13 protein-coding genes are annotated in these 17,825 nt (G+C 69.7%); 6 read left to right on the forward strand and 7 right to left on the reverse strand.

Translation table 11 applies throughout. The features are described 5' to 3' along the window. Positions 1 to 32 precede the first annotated feature (32 nt). The gene (locus AC07V5_RS09150) at positions 33 to 1,994 is read left to right on the forward strand and encodes a hypothetical protein (protein ID WP_495115333.1); all 1,962 of its coding nucleotides are present in this window, start codon (positions 33 to 35) and stop codon (positions 1,992 to 1,994) included. 48 nt (positions 1,995 to 2,042) lie between these two features. Here the strand turns inward: AC07V5_RS09150 and AC07V5_RS09155 are convergent, their stop codons facing one another. From AC07V5_RS09155 to nirB, 6 genes are all read right to left on the reverse strand, one after another. Further along, positions 2,043 to 2,279 (reverse strand): hypothetical protein, encoded by a 237-nt coding sequence (locus AC07V5_RS09155; RefSeq protein WP_495115334.1) that lies wholly within the window; start codon positions 2,277 to 2,279, stop codon positions 2,043 to 2,045. A gap of 143 nt (positions 2,280 to 2,422) precedes the next feature. Further along, on the reverse strand, positions 2,423 to 3,172 hold the full coding sequence (gene cobA / locus AC07V5_RS09160) for a uroporphyrinogen-III C-methyltransferase (RefSeq protein ID WP_495115335.1): 750 nt from the start codon (positions 3,170 to 3,172) through the stop codon (positions 2,423 to 2,425). Further along, entirely contained in the window at positions 3,169 to 5,919 is a 2,751-nt protein-coding gene (locus AC07V5_RS09165; RefSeq protein WP_495115336.1) for a nitrate reductase, read from the reverse strand. The genes cobA and AC07V5_RS09165 overlap by 4 nt, the downstream gene beginning before the upstream one ends. A 30-nt stretch (positions 5,920 to 5,949) precedes the next feature. After that, positions 5,950 to 6,333 carry a nitrite reductase small subunit NirD gene (gene nirD, locus AC07V5_RS09170; RefSeq protein WP_495115337.1) on the reverse strand — a complete coding sequence of 128 codons (384 nt, stop codon included), beginning with the start codon at positions 6,331 to 6,333 and terminating at the stop codon, positions 5,950 to 5,952. Between the two features lie 5 nt (positions 6,334 to 6,338). Beyond that, entirely contained in the window at positions 6,339 to 7,118 is a 780-nt protein-coding gene (locus AC07V5_RS09175; protein WP_495115338.1) for a type IV pili methyl-accepting chemotaxis transducer N-terminal domain-containing protein, read from the reverse strand. Continuing rightward, positions 7,118 to 9,568 carry a nitrite reductase large subunit NirB gene (nirB, locus tag AC07V5_RS09180; RefSeq protein ID WP_495115339.1) on the reverse strand — a complete coding sequence of 817 codons (2,451 nt, stop codon included), beginning with the start codon at positions 9,566 to 9,568 and terminating at the stop codon, positions 7,118 to 7,120. Before nirB ends, AC07V5_RS09175 begins: the two co-directional genes overlap by 1 nt. A gap of 207 nt (positions 9,569 to 9,775) precedes the next feature. On the opposite strand from nirB, the gene AC07V5_RS09185 reads away from it, so the two are divergent. Then, the gene (locus AC07V5_RS09185) at positions 9,776 to 11,524 is read left to right on the forward strand and encodes a protein kinase domain-containing protein (RefSeq protein WP_495115340.1); all 1,749 of its coding nucleotides are present in this window, start codon (positions 9,776 to 9,778) and stop codon (positions 11,522 to 11,524) included. An 81-nt stretch (positions 11,525 to 11,605) separates the two neighbouring features. On the opposite strand, the gene AC07V5_RS09190 is transcribed toward AC07V5_RS09185, so the two are convergent. Then, complete coding sequence (locus AC07V5_RS09190; RefSeq protein ID WP_495115341.1) at positions 11,606 to 12,865, reverse strand: MFS transporter; 1,260 nt, start codon at positions 12,863 to 12,865, stop codon at positions 11,606 to 11,608. A gap of 186 nt (positions 12,866 to 13,051) precedes the next feature. Between AC07V5_RS09190 and AC07V5_RS09195 the strand changes: the two genes are divergently transcribed. From AC07V5_RS09195 to AC07V5_RS09210, 4 genes are all read left to right on the forward strand, one after another. Continuing rightward, positions 13,052 to 14,299: an ANTAR domain-containing response regulator gene (locus tag AC07V5_RS09195; RefSeq protein WP_495115342.1), complete on the forward strand. Its 1,248-nt coding sequence runs from the start codon at positions 13,052 to 13,054 to the stop codon at positions 14,297 to 14,299. Between the two features lie 725 nt (positions 14,300 to 15,024). Continuing rightward, positions 15,025 to 15,924, forward strand: a complete 900-nt coding sequence (locus tag AC07V5_RS09200; RefSeq protein ID WP_495115343.1) for a dioxygenase family protein — start codon at positions 15,025 to 15,027, stop codon at positions 15,922 to 15,924. Continuing rightward, a complete protein-coding gene (locus AC07V5_RS09205) occupies positions 15,921 to 16,640 on the forward strand; it encodes a response regulator (protein ID WP_495115344.1) in 720 nt (239 codons plus the stop codon). The genes AC07V5_RS09200 and AC07V5_RS09205 overlap by 4 nt, the downstream gene beginning before the upstream one ends. Then, entirely contained in the window at positions 16,634 to 17,800 is a 1,167-nt protein-coding gene (locus AC07V5_RS09210) for an ATP-binding protein (RefSeq protein WP_495115345.1), read from the forward strand. The genes AC07V5_RS09205 and AC07V5_RS09210 overlap by 7 nt, the downstream gene beginning before the upstream one ends. Positions 17,801 to 17,825: the final 25 nt, after the last annotated feature.

Below are 17,825 nucleotides of genomic sequence, written 5' to 3' on the forward strand. Positions count from 1 at the left end.
TTGATCCAGGCGGTCGATTCAGGGAGAGATCAATGACACACCGCGCATGGACGCGGCCGGGGGCCTTGTGCGCCCTCGCCGCGATGGTCGTTCTTGCCGCCTGCGGTGGCGGCGGTGGTGGTGGCAGCGACCCGGGCCCGCCTGCGCTGCCGGGGCCGGCCACGCTGATACCCGCGCCGCCCACGATGGGCGCTACGCTGGAGGCAGATGCCACCGCGCTGCTGCCCCAGGTCGAGGGCGCCAACTGGATCTTCTGGGGCCGGCAGAGCAATGCCGCCGGCACCGAGCTGCTGCGCTATGAAACCCGCTTCACGCTGACCCGCTCTGGCAGCGACTGGCTGCTCAAGGGCAGCAACAGCGGCAACGCCGGCGCCGACCAGGAGCGCTTCACGGTCACCGCGGGCGAGGTGCAGCAGACCGAGTCCGTGCAGTTCGTGGCCAACCAGCCCGCCGAGACCCTGCGCTTCACGCTGCTGCGCTCGCCCGTGCGGGTGGGCGACCAGGTCAGCGTGTTCAGCAAGCGCCTGGACGCTGTGGGCGACCTGGACGGCGACGGCAAGTCCGACAGCCTGGACGTGGCGGCCTATGTGCGCGTCATCGGCCGCGAGGACGTGACGCTGGTCAGCGGTGCCAAGATGTCCGCCGTGCGTGTGCAGACGCATTTCCTGCAACGCCCGCTGCTGAGCAAGACCGGCCAGTTCGGCCCCACGGAGGAGTTGGTCGGTGCGGACTGGTTTGCCAAGGGCCTGGGCTGGGTGCGGCGCCAGGCGCCCACGATTGCGCCCAGCGGCATCATGCTGACCAACGACGAGCAGTTGGTCGCGGCCGATGCCGGCGAGGCCGGCCTGGGCGCGGCAGCGCCGCTGGTGCTCGTCAACCCGGCCGACAGCCCGGACCAGGCAGGCCAGCCCCTCACCGTCAACTTCCCCGCCATCCAGCGGGTGACGAACGGCGTGCTGGTGGTGGGCCAGAACCCGGTGATCACCTATCCGGGGCGCCAGTTGCTGACGCTGCTCGACAAGCGCGGCCGCGTGCAGTGGTCTCGTGTCGGGCCGCCCGGCATGCGCCGCTTCAGCACGCTGGGCAGCGGCTTCGTTGCCTGGGAACCCACGGACGGCAGCTTCTCCATCCAGCGCCTGGACGCGCGCGGCGGCCCGCTGACGGCCGACGCCCAGCGCCTCGACATGGGTGGCGATCCGGCCGTGGTGGTCAACCTGCGCAGCTTCCAGCTCGCGGCCGACGCGCAGTCGCTGTGGGTCTCGGCGATCCGCCAGGATCGGGTCACGCTGCCCGACGGCCGGGCCACCTTCCGCGATGGTGTCGTCGTGCGCGGCTTCGATACCAGCGGTCAGCCCGTCACCGCCCCGATCCTGTTGGCGTACAACGAGGCCGATGGCTTCCTGCGCACGTTGCCCACCGTTGCGGTTGTCAACGGCAGCGTGGTCGTGGGCTGGGCCCAGACGGTGTCCGGCGTGCAGCAACTGCTGACCGCGCGCGTGTCGGTCAACGGGCAAGTGCAGCGTGGTACGCCCATCACCGACGGCGTCGGCAGCTCCCCGTTGGTGGACCTGCGAGGCTCCGCCGCGGGCGCGGCGGTTTGGTGGACCCCCGGCTTCTCCTGGATCGACGACAGCCTGAACCTCGTCGGCCTCGACGGCGTGGGGCATTTCACGGCCTACAGCATCCTGCCTGGCCTGGTCGATCCGGTCAGCGCTCCCCAGCCCGTGCTGAGTGGCCAAGCCTTGCTGCGGTGGGGCTACGAGCCCGAAAACGCCGTGACGCCGCCCAGCGGCGCTGACAGCTGGCGCCCGATCAAGCTGCACGTCTTCCGGCGTGGTGAGGCGGCACTCGAGCGCCGTGTGCTGCTGTCTGCGGAGAATTCGGCGCCCTCGGGCGAGATCGTGTTCCTGGACGACCGCGCGCTGCTGCTGCGCCAGGTCTACACATCCGAGGGACAGCGCTGGAGCAGCCGCGTGATCTGGCTCAACCCGTGACGCGTTGCTGCTCGGCGGCGGCCAGCGCCGCAGCCGTCGAACGCAGGCTCAGTTGAGGCTCATCATGCTTCCCCCCCGTGCGGGCGCCGTCCCTTGGGGTGGTGGTGCGGTCTTCAGTCTGAACAATTGCGGTGGTTCGCCGTCGGAGTGGGTGACGGGCGTGATCGAGCGGAACAGGGTCGCCAGGTCGCTCGAAAAAGCGCCGCCGTGGCGGGTCGCGTCGATGTCGATCTGGGCCTGGGCAGCGCCGGCGAGGGCGGCTGCGGCAGGCAAGGGCAGCTTCATGTAGGCCTCCATGTGGTTGGGGCCGGCAGTGTGCGGCGCACCGCGCAGCGGCGCCATCCTCGACTGGGGGATGAAGTCGTGTCCTGTTCCGCAGGGCTGTCCCCGGCCGGGGACACGGCGGCTCAACCGGCCATCACTTTGCGTCAACCAGCCATAACCTCGGGCCAGGCCTGGGCCACGGCCGCGTGTGCCGCCACCTCGCCGACGACCAGCAGCGCCGGGCTCTTCAGCCCTTCGCGGGCGATGCAGTCGGGGAGGTCGGCCAGGGTCGTCACCGCGTGGCGCTGCTGCGCCGTGTGCGCGGCGCTGACGATGGCTGCGGGCAGGTCGGCCTTCAAACCGGCAGCGATCAGCTTGGCCGTGATGTCGGCCGCGCGGGCCACACCCATGTAGATCACCAGCGTCAGGCCGGTGCGGGCCAGCGCAGCCCAGTCGGGCTCGGCGCGACCTTCGCCGGGGTGGCCGGTGACGAGGATGACGCCGGGCGAGGCGCGGCGGTCCGTCACCGGGATGCCGACGGCCGCGGGGCCGGCGATGCCGCTGGTCAGCCCGCTCACCACTTCGACGTCCAAGCCGGCCTCGCGCAGCGCGTCGACCTCTTCACCACCACGGCCGAAGACGAAGGGGTCACCGCCCTTGAGGCGCACCACACGGTGGCCGGCACGGGCCTCGCGGATCATCAGCGCGTGGATGAAGTGTTGGTCCGTGCTGATGCAGCCGCCGCGCTTGCCGACGCGCAGCAGCCGGCCTTTCACGAGAGCCAGCACGCGCGGGTCGATCAGGTCGTCGGCCAGCACGACATCGGCGCCTTCGATGCGCTTGAGCGCGCGGACGGTCAGGAGTTCGGGGTCGCCAGGGCCGGCGCCGACGAGCGAGACAACTTGGGTGCTCATGCGGGGATCTCCTCGGGAGTGGTGTTGACCAGGCGGCGCAGCGTCGGCAGACAGGAGCCGCATTGCGTGCCGCAGCGCTTCTCGGCTTGCAGCTGGGCCAGGCGTTCGGTGGGGCTGCCGCTGCAGCGCGACAGCGTCAGGCGGATGACGTCCTCGCGCACGTCGAAGCAGTTGCAGACCTGCGGGCTGGCGGCCATGGTGTTGGTGGGCGGCGCGCCGGGCGACAGCAGCCAGCGGCCGACGGTGGATGCGGCCGTGCGCTCGCGCCAGAGGTCGACGAGCCAAGCGCCTTCGTCGTGCTGGCCCACGCGCAGCAGAGCTTGCAACGGTGCGGCCTGCAGGTCGTCGCCATCCAGGTTGAGCAGGCGCAGGCGGCCGCGCTGGGCGTCGGCATAGCGCAGCACGGCGGGGCTGTTCAGGCCCAGCACGGCGGCCAGCTCGTCGACCAGTTCGGGCGCGGGCGTCTCGGCGCAGGCGGCCTCGAAGGCCCAGCCAACCTGCTCGCCGTGATCGGATCTCGCGGGTTCGGGCAGGCAATGCGCATAGCCGAAGCGTGGCATCAGCGCACGCAGCTGCTCGCGCAGGCGCGGGCCGTCTTCAGGCGCGACCCAGGCGCAGGCGCTGAGGCGCCAGGGCAGGTCGGCCGGCTCGATGGCCACGGCGCTGAACTTCAGCTCGGGCTGCTTGGAATCGGGGCAGAAGGCACCTTGCGTCACGGCGTTGACGCCGAACTGGGCACCGATGAATTCGTCGCCCCAGTGTATGGCGATGTCGGCGCCGGCCAGCGGCACGTTCTCGTCGAGCTTGAGCTGCAGCACCACCTCGCCGCGGCGCGAGCGCACGTGGACGAGTTCGCCGTCGGCCAGCTTGCGGCGGGCGGCGTCGCTGGGGTTCACGCGCACCAGCGGCTTGCCCTCGTGGGCGAACAGGCGCGGCACGCTGCCGCTGCGGCTCATGCCGTGCCACTGGTCGCGCATGCGGCCCGTGGTCAAAGCAAATGGCCGTTTGGGGCTGGCCGTCTCGGCTGTGGCCTGGTAGGGCTTGGTGATGAAGCGCGCGCGGCCGTCGGCGGTGGCGAAGCGGCCATCGGTGTAGAGCCGTGCCGTCGGGCCGGTGACGAAGGGCCACTGCTGCGGGCCTTCGGTGTCCAGCGTCACCCAGCTGAGGCCGGTGATGTCGAGGTCGCGGCCGCGCGTGGCGTCGCGGTGTTCGAGCCAGAGGTCTTCGGCGGTGGCGGCATTGAGGCGCGGCGCACGCTCCAGGCCGGCGTCGATCAGCGCGGCGATGTCGCGCACGATGCGCCAGTCGGCGCGGGACTCACCCGCCGCCGGCACGGCCGAGCGCACGCGGCTGATGCGGCGCTCGCTGTTGGTGACGGTGCCTTCTTTCTCGCCCCAGGTGGCGGCGGGCAGCAGGTAGTCGGCGTAGCGGGCCGTGGCCGTGTGGGCAAAGGCTTCCTGCAGGATGACCAGCTCGCAGCGCTCCAGCGCCTTGCGCACGGTGGCCTGGTCGGGCATGGACTGGGCCGGGTTGGTGCAGGCGATCCACAGCGCCTTGATCTCGCCGCGCGCAGCGGCCTCGAACATTTCAACGGCCGTGTGGCCGCGCTTGCCGGGCAGGTCAGGTACGCCCCAGAGTGATTCGATCTCGGCCCAGTCCTCGGCCTTGCCCGGGTCGCGATGGCCCGGCAGCAGCGTGGCCATGCCGCCGCTCTCGCGGCCGCCCATGGCGTTGGGTTGGCCGGTCAGCGAGAAGGGGCCGGCGCCGGGCTTGCCGATCTGGCCGGTGGCCAGGTGCAGGTTGATGAGGGCGGTGTTCTTGGCCGTGCCGCTGCTGCTCTGGTTGAGGCCCTGGCAGTAAAGGCTGAGTGAGGCCGGTGAGGTCGCGAACCATTCGGCGGCCTGCCAGATGTCGGCTTCGTTCAAGCCGCAGACCTGGGCGGCGCGGGCCGGTGCCCAGTCGCGGACGAGCTCCTTCAGCGCGTCGAAGCCCTCGGTGGATTCGGCGATGAAGTCGCCTGCGGTCCAACCCTGCCAGATGACGGCATGCAGCAGGCCGTGGCACAGCGCCACGTCGGTGCCGGGGCGGATCTGCAGGTGCAGGTCGGCCAGCTCGGCCGTCTCGGTGCGGCGCGGGTCGATGACGATGAGTTTGTGGCCCGGCTTGTTCGTGCGCGCGGCTTCGAGGCGGCGGAACAGGATGGGGTGGGCCCAGGCCGGGTTGGCGCCGCTGATGAGGATGCAGTCGGCCAGCTCGATGTCTTCGTAACTGCAGGGCGGCGCGTCGGCGCCCAGCGCCTGCTTGTAGCCGACGACGGCCGAGCTCATGCACAGCCGCGAGTTGGAGTCGATGTGCGGCGTGCCGATGACGGCGCGGGCCAGCTTGTTGAACGCGTGATAGTCCTCGGTCAGCAGCTGGCCGGAGATGTAGACGCCGATGGCCTCGGGGCCGTGCTCGGCGCGGATGGCCAGCAGCTTGTCGGCGATCTCGCGGTTGGCGGCATCCCAGTCGATGACCTCGGTCTGGCCACCACGGGCCGCGCGCTTCATCGGCTCGCGTTGGCGTTGGTGCTGGATGACGACGGGCGTGGCCGTCAGGTGCAGGTTGGTGCCCTTGGTGCAGAGGCGCCCGAAGTTGGCCGGGTGGTCGGGGTCGCCGCGCACGCCGGTGATCTGCGTGTCGTCATGCTCGATGACGACTCCGCAGCCGACGCCGCAGTAAGGGCAGGTGGACTTTGTCTCGCTCATATTCTTCTAACTCGGCTGATTCGTCAGCCTCTACGCCACCGCAATAGAAATCTTCGGCCCGGCCACAGGCGCGGCCAGGTCCAGGGCCAAGGTGTCCAGCTCGGCTTGCAGCAGGAAGACATCGCCGCCCTCCAGCTTCACGCGGAAGGCCGGCGTGCAGCCCTCGTCGGGTTCGCGGGCGCAGCCATCGGCGAGGCCGATCGTCCAGTTGTGCAACGGGCAGGCCACGCTCTTGCCAAAGACGATGCCCTGGCTCAAGGGGCCGCCCTTGTGGGGGCAGCGGTCCAGCAGCGCGAAGACGTCGTCTTCGGTGTTGCGGAACAGCGCCACGTCCACGCCAGCGCGGCGCTGCACGCGGCGCGAGCCGAGCACGGGGATGTCCTGCAGTGCACAGATGCGGGTCCAGTCGTCCATCGTCGTCACCCCAGTTGGCGGGCGAACTGCCCGGTCACGGTTTCCATGACGGCGAGCAGGTTCTCGCTCGCCACGAACACGTCATTGGCCGCCTGCGGGCCCTGGCTCTCACCGGCCAGCGCCGATTGCAGGAAGACCCACTGGTTGCGCGCCAGCTCCAGGTTGTCGTGGATGGCCGGTGTCACCTCGGGGGCCGAGCTCAGCACGCGCAGCGCGGTCTCGAATTCGGTGCGGGCCTTGGCCGTTTCCTTACCCACCAGCTCGGGCCGTGCGCCCTGCTGGCCCGCCAGGAAGAAGAGGGCCAGGCGCTGCGACAACATGCGTTGCCGGCCCGACATGTTGATGAGCATGGCGGTCGCCGCGGCGGAGCGCTGTTGCAGCTGGCCCGTGGCGATCTGCGCGAGGCTGAGAACCTCCCCCGAGGTCTGCAGCAGTTCGTCGATGCGCTCGCGGGTGGGCTTGCTCTGCAACAGCGCGCGGTAGTCACCAAAGCGGTGCTGCATGGCCTTGTAGCTGCCGGCGATCTCTGGCGTGGGCGCGAAGGCAAGCAGTTCGCTCAGCTGGCGCTCAAAGCGGGCCTCGCTGGTGGCCAGCACCTGCCGCGCGCGCGGCGCCAGCTCGGGGCGCAGCTGGCCCAGCCAGGCCTTGCCCATGCGCTGGCTCAGCATGCGCTGGGCGCCGGCCTTGTCGATGGCCTCGCCGAGCTGGTTGATGCGGCCCTGGGCCAGCACCGGAAGGCTGGAGGCGCCCAGGCCCGCGATGAAAAGACGGCGTCGATTCAACATCACGCACCGACCTTCTCGAACTGCCGCAGGTCGACATGCGCGGGGCCGAAATCGAACCAGGGGTCGGGTTCGCCATCCAGGCTGAACTGCAGTTGCGCCCACAGCGCCTTGCGGTTGTCGGCGTCCTCGAGGATCTTCTTCTTCACGTGGTCCAACCCCACGCGGGCGACGTAGTGCACCGTGCGCTCCAGATACCAGCCCTCCAGGCGGTAGAGCTGCAGGAAGGCGCCGCTGTACTCCAGCACTTCCTCCGGTGTCTTGAGCTTGCAGAAGAACTCGGCCACCTCGGTCTTGATGCCGCCGTTGCCGGCCACGTAGATCTCCCAACCCGAGTCGACGCCGATGACGCCGACGTCCTTGATGCCGGCCTCCGCGCAGTTGCGCGGGCAGCCCGACACGGCGATCTTGACCTTGTGCGGGGCATACATGCGCCACAGCGCCCGCTCCAGGTCCTTGCCCATCTGCGTGCTGTCCTGCGTGCCGAAGCGGCACCACTCGCTACCCACGCAGGTCTTCACCGTGCGCAGCGCCTTGGCATAGGCATGGCCCGAGGGCATGCCAATGTCCTTCCAGACGTTGACGAGGTCTTCCTTCTTCACGCCCAGCAGGTCGATGCGCTGGCCGCCAGTGACCTTGACGGTGGGGATCTGGTACTTGTCCACCGCGTCGGCAATGCGGCGCAGCTCGGAGCTCGTCGTCTCGCCGCCCCACATGCGCGGGATGACCGAGTAGCGGCCGTCTTTCTGGATGTTGGCGTGCGAGCGCTCGTTGATGAAGCGGCTCTGCGGGTCGTCCACGGCCTCCTTGGGCCAGGTCGAGATCAGGTAGTAGTTGATGGCCGGGCGGCAGGTGGCGCAGCCGTTGGGCGTCTTCCAGTCGAGTGCGCGGAAGACCTCGGCGGATGTCAGCAGGTGGGCCTTGGCGATGGTGTCGCGCGCGTCCTGGTGGCTGGCGTCGGTGCAGGCGCAGATGGCCTTCTTCTTCGGCGTGGCCGAGTAGTCGCCGCCGGCCGTGAACATGATGAGCTGCTCGACCAGGCCGGTGCAGCTGCCGCAGGAGGCACTCGCCTTGGTGTGCTTGCGCACCTCGTCCAGCGTGAACAGGCCCTTGTCGCGGATGGCCTTGCAGATGCTGCCCTTGCTGACGCCATTGCAGCCGCAGACCTCGTCGGTGTCGGCCATCGAGGCCGCACGGCTGACGCCTTGGTGGCCCACGTCGCCGATGTTGGCGCCGGCCTCGCCAAACATCAGCTTGTCGCGGATGTCGCCGATCTTGCGGCCCTCGCGCAGCAGCTTGAAATACCAGCCGCCATCCACCGTGTCGCCGTACAGGCAGGCGCCGACGAGCTGGTCGTTCTGGATGACGAGCTTCTTGTAGACGCCGGCGAAGGGGTCGCTCATGACGATCTCTTCCGTGCCCGCGCCGCCGGTGAAGTTGCCGGCGCTGAAGAGGTCGATGCCCGTGACCTTGAGCTTGGTGCTGACCGACGACCCCAGGTAGCGGCCGATGCCGAACTGGGCCAGGTGGGTCGCGCAGACCTTGCCCTGCTCGAACAGCGGCGCGACCAGGCCGTAGGCGATGCCGCGGTGGGCCGCGCACTCGCCCACCGAGTAGACGCGCGGGTCGGTGACGGTCTGCATCGTGTCGGTAACGACGATGCCGCGGCTGCAATGCAGGCCGGCCTTCTCGGCCAGCCCGGTGTTGGGGCGGATGCCGGCGGCCATGACGACGAGGTCGGCCGGCACGTCGATGACCTGGCCGTCCTTGTCCTTCAGCTTGATGGCCTGCACGCGGCCCGAGGGGCCGGCCACCAGCTCCTGGGTCTGCGCGCCGAGCATGAAGTTCAGGCCGCGGTCGACCAGGGACTTGCGCAGCAGGTCGCCGGCCACGCCGTCGAGCTGGCGTTCCATCAGCGTGTCGACCAGGTGGACCACCGTCACCTGCATGCCGCGCAGCATCAGCCCGTTGGCGGCTTCCAGCCCCAGCAGGCCGCCGCCGATGACGGCGGCGTGCTTGTACTTGGTGGCCGTGTCGATCATCGTGTTGGTGTCGGCGATGTCGCGGTAGGCGATGACGCCGTCCAGCTCCTTGCCCGGCACCGGCAGGATGAAGGGATTCGAGCCGGTGGCGATCAACAGGCGGTCGTACTCGGCGGTGGTGCCATCGGCCGCGATGACGCGGCGGCGCACGCGGTCGATCTCGGTGACCGTCTTGCCCAGGTGCAGGGTGATGCCGTGTTCCGCATACCAGGACAGCGGATTCAGGATGATCTCGTCGATCGTCTGCTCGCCGGCCAGCACGGGGCTGAGCAGGATGCGGTTGTAGTTGGGATGGGGCTCGGCGCCGAAGACGGTGATGTCGTAGAGGTCGGGCGCGATCTTGAGCAGCTCCTCCAGTGTGCGAACACCGGCCATGCCGTTGCCCACCATCACGAGCTTCATCTTCTTCATGCCGGACTCCTAAGTGGCCTGCCAATTGCTTTGCAAGCCATGTGCCAGCGATGAAGCTGGCCTCCAGACCTGCCGCAGCGTGAGAAATCAACCTCAAACGCCCAGCGGCGCCCCACGCCGAAGCGTTCGCTATCCCGGTGCGGGTGCACTCACCCCAAAAAATGCACCATCTGCGAGCGACGCTCCGGAGGTGATCCACTTACGCGCATGCGCTTCGAACTCGACACCGGCCTGTCCAGCCTGCAAGGCAAGCGCCCGCGCAATGAAGACTTCGCCGGCGTGCAGGCGCCGGCCTCGCACGAGGCCGAGCGCGGCTGGGTGGCGGCTCTGGCCGATGGCGTCAGCGGCGGTGAAGGGTCGGGCAGTGAAGGCCTGATGGCCGCGCAGACCTCCGTGATGAGTCTGCTGCGCGACTTCCACGCGGTGCCGGCCGACTGGGACACCAGCGTTGCGCTGGACCGCCTGCTAGGCCACCAGAACGCCTGGTTGGCAGCGCACAACCGCCGCCCCGGTGCCGACGGCCAACCGCGCGAGGCCTTGACGACGTTGACGGCGCTCGCGCTGCGCGGCCGCCGCTACGCGCTGGCCCATGTCGGTGACAGCCGGGCCTGGCTGCTGCGCGATGGCCAATGCCTGTTGCTGACCCAGGACCACCGCATGGAACGCCGCGACTTCGCCGGCCTGACGCGCGCGCTGGGCCTGGACGACGCGCTGCGCCTGGACCACAGCGCCGGCGAGCTGAAGGTGGGCGACCGCCTGCTGCTGACGAGCGACGGCGTGCACGGAAGCTTGCGCGGCCGCCAGATTGCCGACCTGTTGCGCACCACGCCGGGGGCCCAGGCCGTGGCCGACGCGCTGACCGCCGCGGCCCTGGCCGCCGGCAGCCATGACAACGCGACGGCCCTCGTGCTGGATGTGAAGGACCTGGCCGACCCGGGCTTGGCCGACCTCGCGGCCCTGGGCCGTACGCTGCCCAGCCCCGGCCCGCTCGGTGTTGGTGCGGTGCTGGACGGCTACCAGGTCACGGCGCTGGTCGCTGACAACGGCGTGCACCGTCTGCTGCAGGCACGCGAGGTTGCCAGCGGCCGGCTCGTCGCGCTGAAGATGCTGCGCCCCGGCCGCGCCGACGACCCCGAAGAACGCGCCATGCTGGCCCATGAGATCTGGCTGGGCCTGCGCCTGGCCGAGGCGCCGCGGCACCGGCGCCGTGGCGGCGAGAGCGGCTTCGTGCGCGTGCACCCGCCGGCGGACGGCGCGACCCACTTCTACGCCGTGTTCGACTGGCATGGTGGCCATACCTTGGAGCAACTGCTCGCCAAGGGTCCGCTGGACACCGCCCAGGCGCTGGCGCTGGGTGGTGCCGTCACACGGTCTTTGAGCCTGCTGCACGCGGCCGGCGTCGTGCATCGCGACATCAAGCCTGCCAACCTGCACTTCGGCGACGACGGCCAGTGGCGCGTACTTGATCTCGGCGTGGCGCTCAGCCCGCGCGCGCCGGCGGCCTCACACGAGTTGCATGCCGGCACGCCGAGCTACATCAACCCCGAGCAATGGCAGGATCCACCGCAGCCGCCCGGCGTGGGCTCTGACCTCTTTGCGCTGGGCGTCACGCTCTACCAGGCCCTGACCGGCCGCCTGCCCTACGGCGAGATCGAGCCCTACCAGCTCGCCCGCTACCGCCGCGAGCCCGCCAGCGTCAGCCGCCTGCAGCCCAGCGTGCCGATGCCGCTGGACCGGCTCGTCATGCGCGCGGTGGCGCGTGAGGCCAAGCTGCGCTTCGAAACGGCCGACGAGTTCCTGCTTGCGCTGGAGCGCCTGGCCGCGCGCGATCAGCCCGCTTCGGCTCGCCCGCCCAAGGCTGCACGCGAGGCGGTAAGCGTTTGGCATATCGCCCTGGGCGTGTCGGTGCTGCTCAATCTGCTGCTGATCGCCTGGCTGGCGTTCTTGCCGCGCTGACCCTTGCAAACACCAAGGCCCCGGGGAACCGCAAAGTTCCTGGGGCCCTGACCTTGCTGCCGGCACCGGGCCGGCTTGCGTTCAGACGCGCTGGTAGTTCACCGGCTCCGCATCCGCGGCTTTGGCAGCTGCGTGGCGCGCGCGGCCACCCTTCTCGGCCCAGGTGCGCGTCCAGCGGATCTGCATGACGCGCATGACACCCAGCATCAGCACGGCCAGCACGGCGAAGACGACGAAGCCCCACATGTAGGTGCCGGCGTGCTGCTTGGACAGGCCCATCAGGTTGGGCACCAGGCCGCCACCCAGGGCGCCGATCTCGCCGATCATCGAGCCGGCCACGGCCGTGGCCGCGGGCCAGCGCAGCGGCACCAGCTGGAACAGCGCGCCGTTGCCGGCGCCGAGCGCCGCGAAGCAGACGATGAGCAGCAGCGTCGTCAGCACCAGCGAGCCGCTGCTCATGCCGATCAGCGTCAACGTGATCGCGACGACGACGAGTACCACGGTCAGCATGTTGACGCCGCCCCAGCGGTCCGACAGCCAGCCGCCGACGACGCGCACCGCTGCGCCCATGAAGGCCGCCAGCATCGTCAGCTGCCCGGCCTGCACCTTGGAGACGCTGAACTGGTCGTAGTAGTAGGTCGGCAGGAAGGTGATGAGGCCGATGAAGCCGCCGAAGGTCACGCCGTAGATCAGGCTGAACGCCCAGCCGTCCTTCTCGAACAGGCAGGCCGCGTGTTCGCGCAGCGAGGCGTGCGAGTCCACGTCGGGCGGCTCTTTGGCGAAGACGATCATGACGGCCATCGGGATCAGGATGGCGCCGGCCGCGAAGGCGTAGACCGTCTGCCAGCCGAAGGCCTGGGCCAGCGGCGGGGCCACCAGCACCGACACCGCCGTGCCGACATTGCCCGCGCCCACCAGGCCCATCGCCAGGCCCTTGTACTGCGGCGGGAACCAGCCCGAACCCAGGCTCAACGCCACGCCGAAGCTGGCGCCGGCGATGCCCAGCAGCACGCCCATGGCCAGCATGTCGTCGTAGCTCTTCACCATGAAGTAGCCGTAGAGCATGGCCACGGCGATCAGGCCCATCTCCACCAGCGTCGCGTTCTTGCGGCCGATGTACTGTGACAGGATGCCCAGCGGGAAGCGCATCAGCGCGCCGGCCATGATCGGGATGGACAGCATCAGACCCTTCTGGGCCGGCGTCAGGTTGTAGGCCTCGCTGATGAAGGGGGCCAGCGCACCGTTGAGCACCCAGATGCAGCAGGAAAATGCGAAATACAGGAAGGCGGCGAACAGCGTGGGGCTGTGGCCGGCTCGTTTGAAGTTTTGCAGTGCGGACATCGTGGGGCTCTATCGGGCTGGCTGCCACGCCCGCGCCGACCCACCGATCGCGTGCCTGGGCGGCGCGGGACATGCAGTGGGACGGCACCCGCACCATTGCGAGCACCACGCTCCGATACTTGCAAACCCCATGCCCGGCCCGTTGGCCTGTTTCTTGCGCCTTTTTGGGGCGTATTTCTCCGAGCCATGACCGACACCCCTGTTTTCATCGAGAGCCGCACGCTGATCTGCAGCCCCGCCGAGCCGCCCCAGAGCGCCGAATTGCGGGCCTGTGGATGGGTGGCGTGCACCGTTGCGGATCTCGCCGCGCCCGCCGTCGGGCCGGGTCTTGGCCTGCTGTGGTGCCCAGATCGCACCGCCTTGGAGCATTTATTGCACTCGCAAGGGGCCTGGGCGCTGCCGGTGGTGCTGCTGTCGCCGGTGCTCAGCGCCGAGGAGCGGCGCGCGCTGCTGGCCCGCGGCGCGCTGCTCTGGCTGCCCGTCGACGTGGCCGCCGACACGCTGGACCAGGCCCTGCTGTGGGCGGGCGACCTGGCCGCCCAGCTGCAGGCGCGCGACAGCGCCGCCCAAGCCAAGCTCGACGAGCGCAAGTGGACGGAGCGCGCCAAGGGCCTGCTGATGCAGGCGCGTGGCATCGACGAGGCTGCCGCCTTTGCGTTGTTGCGCAACACCGCGATGCAGACCCAGTCCAAGTTGCCGGAAGTGGCGCGTGGCGTCGTGCACACCTCGGAGCTGGCCGAGGCGCTGGAGCGCGCCGGGGCCCAGCGCATGTTGAGCCAGCGTCTCGTCAAGCTGCAGGCCCTGCGCCAGTGGCCGCGCCTCGCCCCGCCGGAGCGCCGCGAGGCCCAGGCGCTGCTGGATGCTTCGGCCGAACGCGTTGCCGCCAACCTGGCGCGGCTGGGCGAGCTGCTGCGCCAGGATCTGGCCGAGGAACTGGCCGCGGTGTCTGCCGCCTGGGCGCAGCTGGACGCGGCGCTTGCCAACCGCCAGCCCGACCTGGCGCGCAGCGACCGTGCCGCGCAGCGCCTGCTGGAGAGCAGCGAGACGCTGGTGGCGCGGCTCTCGGAGCGCGCCGGTCAGCGCCCCGTCGGGCTGCTGGCCCAGGTCACGCGGCTGCGGCTGTTGAGCCAGCGCCTGGCCAAGGAGGGCTTGTTGGCGCAGGTCATGCCGGGCCACGACGCCAGCGGTTTGGCGGCAGGCCTGGACGAGTTCATCAAGGCCTACGAACAGGTGCGCGCCGCGCCGCTGGCCGGCCCGGCTCTGCAGCCCGCCTTCAAGGATGTCGATGAGGCCTGGCTGTTGCTGCTGCGTGGGTTGCGCGTGGAACAGGGGGATGCGGTGCAGCGGATGCATCAGGGCAGCGAGAGGTTGTTGCAGGCGTTGGAGGCGTTGATTCAGGCGTTGCAGGGGTCGTTGCAGTTGATCCTGGGGTGAGTTAGTTTGGGATGCTTTTGCGGTTGTCCTGATCGCTTGTGTGCATCGCGCCGGGAATCCGCCCCGGCGGGCGGGTAACTTTCTTCTGCGGCGCCAGAAGAAAGTCACCAAAGAAGAGGCGCTGAACCGCACACGAGCACCAAGTGCCGTGTGCAGGGGGCAAAGCGACGGAGGCGTTGCGCGCAGGCGCGAGCCGCTGCGCTCTCGCTGCTGTCCTTGTGACGAGCGCCATGGCGCCCACTTCACGCCGCCTAACGTCGGCTGCACGCCGAACTCACCAGGAATACCGCGTCGCTGGGGCGACGCCCGCGGGGTGCTGGCGGTGATCGCGTCGCTCGAGCGACGCTGTCTTCGCATTTTTCGTGAGCCCGGCGTGCAGCCGGCGTTAAGCGGGCAGGTGGTGAGCTGGATGGCGCTGGTGATAGGGACAGCAGCGAGAGCGAAGCGGTTCGCTTCGTCCCGAAATACCCCCGGCTGTTTTCGCGCGACGCTCCTGGCGTCGTCGCGATGGAGTGCGGTTCAGCGCCTCTTCTTTGGTAACTTTCTTCTGGCGCCGCAGAAGAAAGTTACCCCGCCGCCGGGCGGGACTCCCGGCAATGCATCGAGCAGACGCGCTCTACGCAAAAGCAACCCCCGCCGTATTTCGACCCCGACACAATCTGCCGATCCGCCCGATACATCGCGGCGGTGCAATGCCTGCATCCGACCTCTCAAGGACAGACGCAATGCACCACGATCAAGACTCCAAGCATGACCACGACCTGGGCCTGGCCCATGACCTGAGCCGCCTGCACCAGCAGGCCTTCGAGCGGCGCGTCGCGCTGCGCTGGCTGCTGGGCGCGGGTGCCGCGTCGCTGACCGGCGCCGGCGCGTTGGCGCTGGCCGGCTGCGGCGGTGGCGGCAGCAGCGCGACGGCGAGCGACTCATCCTCGGGTTCCTCGGGGTCTTCCAGCGGCGGCGGCAGCACCACGACGAGCAGCTGCTCCGTCATCCCGTCCGAGACCGAAGGCCCCTATCCGGGCGACGGCTCCAACACCGCCAACGGCGGCGTTGCCAACGTACTGGCGCTGTCGGGCGTCGTGCGCAGCGACATCCGCTCCAGCATCGGTGGCGCCAGCGGCGTTGCCACAGGCGTGCCGCTTCAGGTCATCATCGAGCTCGTGAACACGAACGCGTCGTGCGCCGATCTGTCCGGCTATGCCATCTACCTCTGGCATTGCGATGCCCTGGGCCGCTATTCCATGTACTCCAGCGGCGTGACCGCCGAGAACTACCTGCGCGGCGTGCAGGCCACCGCCACCGACGGCACGGCCACGTTCCAGACCATCTACCCGGGCTGCTATTCGGGCCGCGTGCCGCACATCCATTTCGAGGTCTACCGCAGCACGACGACGGCCACCAACTGGAACAACAAGCTGCGCACCTCGCAGCTGTGCTTCCCGTCGGACGCCAACAGCGCCGTCTACGCCACCAGCGGCTACGGCAACAGCGCGGCCAACAACAATGCCATCAGCCTGTCGACCGACGGCATCTTCAGCGACGGCTACACCACCCAGCTCGCCACCGTGACGGGCTCGGTCAGTGCCGGCTACGTGGCTCGATTGAAAGTGGGAATCTCTGCATGAATGGACATTGCCTCGTCGTCGATGACGATGCCGAGATCCGCACCAGCCTGACGGCCTATCTCCAGGGCTATGGCTGGCAGATCAGTGCAGCGGCGGACGGCGGGGCAATGCGGCGGGTGCTGGCGGGTTCGCACAAGGTCGACGTCATCGTGCTCGACCTGATGCTGCCCGGCGAGGACGGCCTGGCGCTGCTGCGCTGGCTCTCCACCCAGGCCGATGCGCCGCCGGTGCTGATGCTGACGGCGCGTGGCGACACGATGAGCCGCGTCGTCGGCCTGGAGCTGGGCGCCGACGACTACCTGGCCAAGCCCTTCGAGCCGCGCGAGCTGGTGGCGCGGCTGCAGGCCCTGATCCGGCGCGCGCACAAGGGCCAGGCCACCGCGGTGGACGACGACACCCGCACGCTGCGCTTCGGCCGCTGGCGCTTCGACCGCATGACGCGCCAGCTCATCAACGCCGATGACGTCGGCATCGCGCTGTCCAGCGCCGAGTTCCGGCTGCTCGCCGCCTTCGTGCAGCGGCCCGGCCGCGTGCTGAACCGCGACCAGCTCATCGAGCTGACGCGCGCGCCCGGCGTCGAGGTCAACGACCGCAGCATCGACCTGGCCGTGTCGCGCCTGCGCGCCAAGCTCGGCGACACGGCGCGCGAGCCCGCGGTGATTCGCACCGTGCGCGGGGAGGGCTATCTGTTCGATGCCGAGGTGAGCCCGTGCTGAAGTCGTGGCGCAATTGGGACCGGCTCGGGCTGCGGCTGTTCCTGCTGATGTGGGCCGCGCTGGCCCTGAGCCATCTGGCCGCCTGGAGCCTGGTGTCGCAGACGCTTCAAGGCCCCGGCATCGGCCCTGGCATGGGCAATCGCCCCGGGCCGCCCCCCATGCATGCCGACGGCGCAGGCCCGATGCCGCCGCCTCGTGGTGGCTTTGACGATGCCGGCCCGCCGCCGCGCCGCGAACCCAATGGCGGCATGTCGGTGGGCATGCCGGGGCGCATGCCCACCTTCCCGTCCCTGCCGCCCAACCTGCCCTGGCGTTCCAGCCTGGTGGACTATGGCGTGCGCCTGGTGTTGATCGCGCTGGCGGCGTGGTGGGGTTCGCGCTGGCTGGCCCAGCCCGTGCGCCGCCTCGTCAGCGCGGCGCAGGGGCTGACGCCGGCCCTCGCCCAGGGGCGGCCGGTGCCCGAACTCAACGAGGCTGAAGGCACGCGCGAGGTGCGCGACGCTGCCGCCGTGTTCAACCGCATGGCGGCCGAGCTGAGTGGCCAGTTCGAGGAACGCGGCCTGATGATGGCCGCCATCTCCCACGACCTGCGCACGCCGCTGACCCGCATGCGGCTGCGGCTGGAGACGGGCGAGGTGGAGGCCAAGGTGCGCGAGCGTTGCATCGACGACCTGCGCGAGATGAACCGTCTCGTGGAGAGCGTCATCGAGGTGTTCCGCCCGGCTTCGGTCATGGAGCTGCAGCGCGTGGACCTGTCGGCGTTGGCTCAGTCGGCCGTCGACGATCTGGCCGAGACCGGCGCGACCGTCAGTTTCGAGGGCCCGCCCGCCGTCATCAGCGCCGACCCCGTGGCCCTGCGCCGCGTCGTCGACAACCTCGTGGGCAATGCGCTGCGCTATGCCGGCACGGCCCAGGTCAGCGTCGACCTGTCGGCTGGTGTCACGCGGCTGGTGGTGGAAGACAACGGCCCCGGCATCCCCGAGGCCGAGCTGGAGCGCGTGCGCCAGCCCTTCCGCCGCGTTGAAGGATCACGCAACCGCCAGACCGGCGGTACGGGGCTGGGTCTGTATATCGCGCAGCAGCTCGTGCGGCGGCAGGGCGCGGTGCTGGTGCTGAGTAACCGGCCTGAAGGCGGGCTGCGCGCCGAGGTGGTGTTTTAGGCTCCGTGTACGTAACGCGCTCGTG

The sequence above is a fragment of the Roseateles sp. GW821-FHT02E12 genome (assembly GCF_059421665.1).

What these genes read in the sequence shown, in the direction of transcription:
- AC07V5_RS09150 (WP_495115333.1), top strand. Translation starts at nt 33, where the DNA reads ATGACACACCGCGCATGGACGCGGCCGGGGGCCTTGTGCGCCCTCGCC.
- AC07V5_RS09155 (WP_495115334.1), bottom strand. Translation starts at nt 2,279, where the DNA reads ATGAAGCTGCCCTTGCCTGCCGCAGCCGCCCTCGCCGGCGCTGCCCAG.
- cobA (WP_495115335.1), bottom strand. Translation starts at nt 3,172, where the DNA reads ATGAGCACCCAAGTTGTCTCGCTCGTCGGCGCCGGCCCTGGCGACCCC.
- AC07V5_RS09165 (WP_495115336.1), bottom strand. Translation starts at nt 5,919, where the DNA reads ATGAGCGAGACAAAGTCCACCTGCCCTTACTGCGGCGTCGGCTGCGGA.
- nirD (WP_495115337.1), bottom strand. Translation starts at nt 6,333, where the DNA reads ATGGACGACTGGACCCGCATCTGTGCACTGCAGGACATCCCCGTGCTC.
- AC07V5_RS09175 (WP_495115338.1), bottom strand. Translation starts at nt 7,118, where the DNA reads ATGTTGAATCGACGCCGTCTTTTCATCGCGGGCCTGGGCGCCTCCAGC.
- nirB (WP_495115339.1), bottom strand. Translation starts at nt 9,568, where the DNA reads ATGAAGAAGATGAAGCTCGTGATGGTGGGCAACGGCATGGCCGGTGTT.
- AC07V5_RS09185 (WP_495115340.1), top strand. Translation starts at nt 9,776, where the DNA reads ATGCGCTTCGAACTCGACACCGGCCTGTCCAGCCTGCAAGGCAAGCGC.
- AC07V5_RS09190 (WP_495115341.1), bottom strand. Translation starts at nt 12,865, where the DNA reads ATGTCCGCACTGCAAAACTTCAAACGAGCCGGCCACAGCCCCACGCTG.
- AC07V5_RS09195 (WP_495115342.1), top strand. Translation starts at nt 13,052, where the DNA reads ATGACCGACACCCCTGTTTTCATCGAGAGCCGCACGCTGATCTGCAGC.
- AC07V5_RS09200 (WP_495115343.1), top strand. Translation starts at nt 15,025, where the DNA reads ATGCACCACGATCAAGACTCCAAGCATGACCACGACCTGGGCCTGGCC.
- AC07V5_RS09205 (WP_495115344.1), top strand. Translation starts at nt 15,921, where the DNA reads ATGAATGGACATTGCCTCGTCGTCGATGACGATGCCGAGATCCGCACC.